Below are 6,958 nucleotides of genomic sequence, written 5' to 3'. Positions count from 1 at the left end.
TCCTGCTTTTTCGCGTGGTGGAGGAGGTCTTTCTTTGTCGGCGGGGACACGAGGAGAGGGCCTCCCCCCCCCCCCCCCCCCCCGCCCCCCCCCCCCCCCTCTTCCCCCCCCCCCCCCCCCCCCCGCCCCGGCCGGCGCGGGCCGTGGCGGGCTGCGGAGGGCCGCGGAGGGCCGTGGCGGGCTGCGGAGGAACCGGCGACCGGGCGGCAACCTTTCCGCCCGCGGCGGCCACTGACCGGTGCAAGGTCGACTCGATCTACCGAAATGGATTTCTGGACATGAGGGCAACGAAGCACGCCGTCCCCCGGGCACGGCGCGGGCGAGTGCTGGTCATGGGTGTTCCGTTGGCACTGGTGGCCGTCGGGCTGGTGGTGTGCCTGGCCTTCGCGCTCACCGGGGGCGGCGGGAGCGGCTCGGGGCAGCCCGTCGCGGCGGCCGTCGCGGCCACCGGGCAGGCCGTGCCGACCGCCTCCGGCGGCCCTGACGGTGCCACGCCCCCGGAGGCGCAGCCGTCCCCCACCGCCCCGACGCCGTCGCCGTCGCCGTCGCCGTCGGCCGGAACGCCGTCGCCCTCCGCCTCCTCCTCGAAGCCGTCCGCCTCCCCGAAGCCGTCCGCCTCCGCGACTGCGACTGCGTCCGCGTCGGCGACCGCCGGCAGCCGTGCGGCCGCCGGCCCGGCATCACTGGCCGGGCGGATCAGGCCCGGTACGAGCTACCAGGGCGTGGCGACCTCCTACGACGCGGCCGACGGCAACGGCGCCTGCTCGTTCGGGCCGTCCGGCGACCTCATGATCGCGGCGATGAACCACACCGACTACGAGACGTCCGGCGCGTGCGGGGCGTACGTGCAGGTCCGCTCCGCCGGCGGGGCGAGCATCACGGTGCGGATCGTCAACGAGTGCCCGCTGCCCTGCGCCCCCGGGCAGCTCGACCTCAGCCACGAGGCCTTCGCCAAGCTCGCCGACCTCTCCGTGGGCCGCCTCCCGATCACCTGGACGCTGCTGAGCCCGGCGGCGCCGGACAGCATGTCCGTCCGGTACAAGACCGGGTCGAGCCAGTGGTGGTGCGGGATCCAGGTGATCGGTCACCGGAACCCGGTGGCGGCGCTGGAGGTCCAGGCCGGCGGCGGCTGGCGGAGGTTGAGCCGCACCGACTACAACTACTTCCTCTCCCCCGACGGCAGCGGCTGCGGCGGATCGATCAGGGTCACCGACATCTACGGCGAGCGGCTGACCGTCGACGGGATCGCGTTGCAGCCGGACGTCGTGCAGTCCGCCCACGCCCAGTTCGCACGGCATTGAGCGCACCGACGGCCCGGCAGCCGCAGGTCACGACCCTGCGGGGCGACGACCGCGACGCGGCCCCAGGGCGGGGCCCTGCTAGGCTCACGCCTCTTGTTAACGTTCACATTGCAGGGAGAGGGCGACCGAGGGACATGCTCCTCGATGACGCGTCCGCGGAGTTCCACCACTTCTTCGAACGCCACTACGCCGAACTCGCCCGTCTCGCCCATCTGCTGACCGGCGAGACGGACGCGGCTGACGACCTGGCCTCGGACGCCCTGGTCGCCCTGTGGCAACGCTGGGACCGGCTCCGAGCGGCCGACCACCCGCTCGCCTACGCCCGGGGAGTGGTCGCCAACATGGCCCGGGAGCGGATCCGCAGCGCGGTCCGTGAGCGCCGCCGGGTCCTGCTGTTCTGGTCCCGCAGCCCGAAGAAGACCTCGGGCCCCGACGTCGCGGCGGTCCTGGACGTCCGCGCGGCACTCGCCCGGCTGCCGTTCCGCAAGCGGGCCTGCGTGGTCATGCGGCACGCCTTCGACCTCTCGGAGAAGGACACCGCGGCGGCGCTGGGCATATCGGTCGGTACGGTGAAGAGCCAGACCTCGAAGGCCATGGCCGAGTTGAAGCAGCTGCTCGGCGAACGAGCCGTCGGCGAACTGACGACAGGAAGGAGGAACCGGTGAACGAGGAACCGGTGAACGAGCACATCTCCCGGCAGCTGCGCGAGGCGGCCGAGGCCCATCAGCCCGACCGCGCCAGGATGCTGGCCCGCGTCCAGCGCGGCATGGCCGGTCCCGCCACCCGTCACCGCACCCGGTCGGGTCTGCGGTCCTGGCCCAGGGCCGCCCTCGCCGGGCTGGCCACCGCCGGCATCCTGGCCACCGGCAGCCTCGCCATGGCGGAGCTCGCCCACTTCCCGCTGCCGTCGGAGCCCACGGTCGCCCCGGCCGCGCCCTCCTCCCCCACCGTCCCGCCGGCGCCGGAGCCCTCGACTCCCCCTCCCACCGGAACCCGGGGACCGGCCGCCGCCGCCCCGGCCACCAGCACCCCGACCAGCTCGCACCCGAGCCCCTCGGCGAGCGCCCGGGCCCAGAACGGCCCGCTCTGGTCGGCGGGATCGATCAGCCCGCACAGCACCGTCTACTGGAACGAGAACGACCTGATCCTCAGGACCGGCCAACCGCTCACCGCGCTCACCGTCGAACTGCGCATCGTGCAGACCGGCGGCGTCCGGGACACAGGCAACTGGCGGACGCTGTCGCCCGACGACTTGACGTTCACCGTCCAGGAGTCCGGGGGCGCGCTGGTCTACCGCTGGGTCCTCAAGCCCGGCCGTACCGTACCGGCGGGACAGCACGAGTTCGCCGGGCAGTACAACCACGCCACCGGTGTGCGCGTGACCGCCGGCGACAGCTACCGCGTCGAGGCCCAGTCGGCGGGAGGCACCGCCTCCGTCGGGGGAGGCTTCGCCCCGGCGGGCTGACGGCCTGAGCGGCGGTCGGGCCCGGGCCCGGCCACCGCTCCACGCACAGCAGGGCGCCCGCTCCATCGAGCGGGCGCCCTGCTGTGCTGGGGCCGGCTGGCGGATCAACGTCCGGGTCCGGCTACCGGATCAACGTCCGGGTCCGGCTGCCGGATCAGACGCCGGCCAGCCCCTTCTCGGCGACGGTGGAGTCCACGGCCGCCGGGGCGGCGTCCTTCCGCAGCCCCTTGAGCAGCACGACCACGGCCGTGGTGACCACCGTGCCCGCCACGACCGCGAGCAGGTAGAGGAACGGACTGCCGATCAGCGGGAGCACCCAGATCCCGCCGTGCGGCGCGCGCAGGGTGGAGCCGAAGGCCATCACCAGTCCGCCGGCCGTCATGCTGCCGACGATGTTCGCCGGGATGACCCGCAGCGGGTCCGCCGCCGCGAACGGGATCGCGCCCTCGGTGATGAACGAGGCGCCGAGCACCCAGGCCGCCTTGCCGTTCTCCCGCTCCTCGGGGCTGAACAGCCGCCGCCGGACGACGGTGGCCAGGGCCAGGCCCAGCGGCGGGGTCATGCCGGCGGCCATCACCGCGGCCATCACCTTGAGGCTGCCGGCGTCCGGGGTGGTGCCCGCGGTGGTGAGCGCACCGGCGGCGAAGGTGTAGGCGACCTTGTTGAGCGGACCGCCCATGTCAAAGGCCATCATCGCGCCGAGCAGCACGCCGAGCAGGATCGCGTTGGAGCCGGAGAGGCCGTTCAGCCAGTCGGTCAGGCCGTTCATCGCCGAGGCGATCGGCGAGCCGACCAGCACGAACATCAGGAAGCCGACCGCCGCCACCGACAGCAGCGGGATCACCACCACCGGCATGATCCCCTTGACCGCGCGCGGCACGTTCCAGCGGATCATCCACAGCACCAGGAAGCCCACGGCCAGGCCCGACACGATGCCGCCGAGGAAGCCCGCGCCGACCGCCACCGAGACGGCGCCGCCCGCGATGCCGGCGGCCAGAGCCGCCCGGTCCGCGATCGCCCAGGCGATGTACCCGGACAGGATCGGGACCAGGAAACCGAAGGAGGTCTTGCCGGTCTGGAACAGCATCGCCGCCCAGCTGTGCGAGGAGGTCCAGTCGAAGTGGCCCAGCACGGAGGGCGCGGAGGCGATCTGATAGCCGCCGATGGCGAAGGCGAGGGCGATCAGCAGACCGCCCGCCGCGACGAACGGGATCATGTAACTGACGCCCGTCATCAGGTACTTGCGCAGCCGCTGGGCCCAGTGCTCACCCGCCGGTGCGCTCACCGCGGCGCCCGGTGCGGTGGCGGGACGAGCACCTCCGCCGGCCCCGGCGACCAGCCCGGCGGCCTGGGCGATCAGGTCGTCGGCGCGGTTGACGGCGGCCTTCACGCCCACGTCGACGGTCGGCTTGCCGGCGAAGCGGGCGCGGTCCCGGACCTCGACGTCATGGGCGAAGATCACGGCGTCGGCGGCCGCGATCACCTCGGGGGCCAGCACCGTCGTCCCGGCCGACCCCTGGGTCTCGACCTGGATCCGCACACCCGCCCGGGCGGCGGCCAGTTCGAGGGCCTTGGCGGCCATGTAGGTGTGGGCAATGCCGGTCGGGCAGGAGGTCACCGCGACCAGCCGCAGCCCGGCGCCGCCGACGGCCGTCTCCGGCGCAGCGGCCGGGTCCGAAGGAGCGGGCGCCTCCGCAGCAGCGACCGTATCCGAAGGGGCGGGCGCCTCCGGTGCAGCGGTCGGCGTCTCCTCGCCGTTGACCAGGGCCGCGACGGCGCCCGGGCTCTCGGCCTCGCGGAGGGCCCCGGTGAAGGCGGGGTCCATCAGCCGACCGGCCAGCGCGGCGAGGATCTGCAGGTGGGTGTCGTCCGCACCGGCCGGTGCCGCGATCATGAAGATCAGGTCGGCGGGCCGGCCGTCCGGGGCATCGAAGTCCACGCCCCTGGTGCTCCGGCCGAAGGCCAGGCTCGGCTGGGTCACGTGGGGTGATCTGCAGTGCGGGATGCCGATCCCGTCCCCCATTCCGGTCGGGGCCTGGGCCTCGCGGGCGGCCACGTCGGCGAGGAAGCCGTCGAGGTCGGTCACCCGGCCCTCGGCGACCAGCCGCTGGGCGAGGGAGCGGAGAGCCTCGCTCTTGTCCGCGGGGGCGAGGTGGAGATCAACGAGTGCGGGTGTGATCAGTCCGCTGGTGTCGCTCATCGTGTCGATCCTTCAACTGGTGCCTGACAGTGTTCCCTTGCCCCCGGGATTGGTTGCCGTTCCGTCCCACACGGTCGGGCGGGGTGCCTCCGGCAGGAGGCTGTTCTCGATCGCGGAACCAACCGCGAATCTCAACCGCGGAGCGGTCGTTCGAGTCTCAACCGCGGAGCGGTCGTTCGAGCGGGATGTCCGCCGTCACGGCCACGGCGGCCCGGTCCAGATCGGCCGGGGTCGGCATGACGCTCCCCGGCAGTTGTACGGCGGCGGCGCCGTGCGCCAGGGCCGCCGCCAGGGCCTCGGGGCCGGTGCCGCCGGCTCCGAGGAAGCCCGCGAGCGAGGCGTCGCCCGCTCCCACGTCGCTGCGGACGGCGGCGACCGGTGCGCTGCCGTACCAGCTGCCCTCCTCGGCGATCAACAGCATCCCGTCCGCACCGAGGCTGGCGAGGACCTGCTGGGCGCCGCGCTCGCGCAGTTCCCCGGCCGCGTGCACGGCGTCGCCGACGGTGGCGACCGGGCGGCCCACGGCCTCGGCGAGTTCCTCCCGGTTGGGCTTGACCACGTCGGGGCGGGCCGAGAGCGCGGCGAGCAGTGCGGGGCCGGAGGTGTCCAGGGCGATCCGGGCGCCGCCCGAGTGCACCTGCGCGACCAACTCCGCGTACCAGCCGGGCAGGAGGCCGCGCGGCAGGCTGCCGCAGCAGGCCAGCCAGTCGACGCCGTTCCCGGTGCCCCGTCCGGTCTTCTGGGTGTCGCGGACGAGGGCCAGCAGCGCGGCCGACTCGGCTGCGCTGAGCTCGGGCCCCACCGCGTTGATCTTCGTGAGGCTGCCGCCGTCCTCGGCGATCGAGACGTTGATCCGGGTGTCGCCCGCGATGGTGACCGCCGCGACGTCGATGCCCTGGCGGCGCAGCAGGTCGGAGAGCAGCTCGCCGGAGAGGCCGCCCAACGGCAGGACGGCGGTGGTGCGGTGGCCCGCGGCGGTGAGCGCACGGGAGACGTTGACGCCCTTGCCGCCGGGGTCGAGCCGGTCCTGCCCGGCTCGGTTGACCTCGCCGAGAACGAGCGTTCCCAGCTCGTAGGTGCGGTCCAGGCTGGGGTTGGGGGTGATGGTGACGATCATGCGCGGATGACTTCCGGTCCGTGGTTCTCGATCTGGGCGGCCTGCTCGTCGGTCAGCCCGGTGTCCGTGACCAGGACGTCGACCTGGTCCAGCGAGCCGAATCGGGCGAAGTGGCGGGCGCCGTACTTGGAGGAATCGGCCACCAGGACGACGCGTTGCGCACCGGCGAGCATGGCCCGCTTGACGGCGGCCTCGGCGAGGTCCGGCGTCGACAGCCCGCCGTCCGGGGAGAAGCCGTTGGTGGCGACCACCGCGACGTCCGCGTGGATGTCGGCCAGGTCGCGCAGCGCCCAGGCGTCGACGGCCGCCTGGGTGCGATGGCGCAGCCGCCCGCCGACGAGGTGCAGGGCGAGGGAGGGGTGGTCGGCCAGCCGGGCCGCGACCGGGAGGGCGTTGGTGACGACGGTGAGGGCGCAGTCCAGGGGCAGCAGTCCGGCCAGCCGGGAGACGGTCGTCCCGGCGTCCAGGATCACGCTGCCCTCGCCGGGCAGCAGGGCCAGGGCTGCCCTGGCGATGCGCTCCTTCTCGGCCGCGGCCCGGGAGTCCCGTTCGGCCAGGCCGGGTTCCAGGTGCAGTGCGCCGACGGGCAGCGCGCCGCCGTGCACCCGGTGCAGCAGGCCGGCCCGGTCCAAGGCGCTCAGGTCACGCCGGATGGTCTCCTGGGTGACACCGAAGTCCTCGGCCAGCGTCGGCACGTCCACCCGGCCCTGTTCCTGGGCGAGGTGGAGGATCTGTTGCTGCCGCTCGGGTGCGTACATGTGGGATTGGGTCCGTTTCATGTCCGTTTACGCCTGGTGAAGCCCGACCATACGCGCTTCGGACGGAAAAGCAAGGGGCTGTTCCGTCTCTCGTCCACTCGTGGGCTGATGCCCGAA

Annotated in this window: 6 protein-coding genes; 3 read left to right on the top strand and 3 right to left on the bottom strand. The window is 73.7% G+C overall.

Annotation, left to right across the window (positions count from 1 at the left end):
- Positions 1-278: 278 nt before the first annotated feature.
- The 3 genes from ACZ4W5_RS25370 to ACZ4W5_RS25360 all read left to right on the top strand — a co-directional run bounded on the left by ACZ4W5_RS25370 (position 279) and on the right by ACZ4W5_RS25360 (position 2,766).
- Positions 279-1,301 (top strand): expansin EXLX1 family cellulose-binding protein, encoded by a 1,023-nt coding sequence (locus tag ACZ4W5_RS25370; protein ID WP_465657092.1) that lies wholly within the window; start codon positions 279-281, stop codon positions 1,299-1,301.
- Between the two features lie 134 nt (positions 1,302-1,435).
- Complete coding sequence (locus ACZ4W5_RS25365) at positions 1,436-1,966, top strand: SigE family RNA polymerase sigma factor (protein ID WP_360229182.1); 531 nt, start codon at positions 1,436-1,438, stop codon at positions 1,964-1,966.
- Positions 1,963-2,766: a hypothetical protein gene (locus ACZ4W5_RS25360; protein WP_465657091.1), complete on the top strand. Its 804-nt coding sequence runs from the start codon at positions 1,963-1,965 to the stop codon at positions 2,764-2,766. Before ACZ4W5_RS25365 ends, ACZ4W5_RS25360 begins: the two co-directional genes overlap by 4 nt.
- A gap of 154 nt (positions 2,767-2,920) precedes the next feature.
- On the opposite strand, the gene ACZ4W5_RS25355 is transcribed toward ACZ4W5_RS25360, so the two are convergent.
- The 3 genes from ACZ4W5_RS25355 to ACZ4W5_RS25345 form a co-directional block, all read right to left on the bottom strand.
- Positions 2,921-4,966 (bottom strand): PTS fructose transporter subunit IIABC, encoded by a 2,046-nt coding sequence (locus ACZ4W5_RS25355; RefSeq protein WP_465657089.1) that lies wholly within the window; start codon positions 4,964-4,966, stop codon positions 2,921-2,923.
- A gap of 157 nt (positions 4,967-5,123) precedes the next feature.
- Positions 5,124-6,083 (bottom strand): 1-phosphofructokinase, encoded by a 960-nt coding sequence (gene pfkB / locus ACZ4W5_RS25350; RefSeq protein WP_360229173.1) that lies wholly within the window; start codon positions 6,081-6,083, stop codon positions 5,124-5,126.
- Positions 6,080-6,841 carry a DeoR/GlpR family DNA-binding transcription regulator gene (locus tag ACZ4W5_RS25345; RefSeq protein ID WP_465657088.1) on the bottom strand — a complete coding sequence of 254 codons (762 nt, stop codon included), beginning with the start codon at positions 6,839-6,841 and terminating at the stop codon, positions 6,080-6,082. The genes pfkB and ACZ4W5_RS25345 overlap by 4 nt, the downstream gene beginning before the upstream one ends.
- Between the last annotated feature and the right edge of the window lie 117 nt (positions 6,842-6,958).

This window comes from Kitasatospora sp. NPDC029367 (genome assembly GCF_055569135.1).
This window is presented reverse-complemented; position numbering and strand designations above follow the sequence as displayed.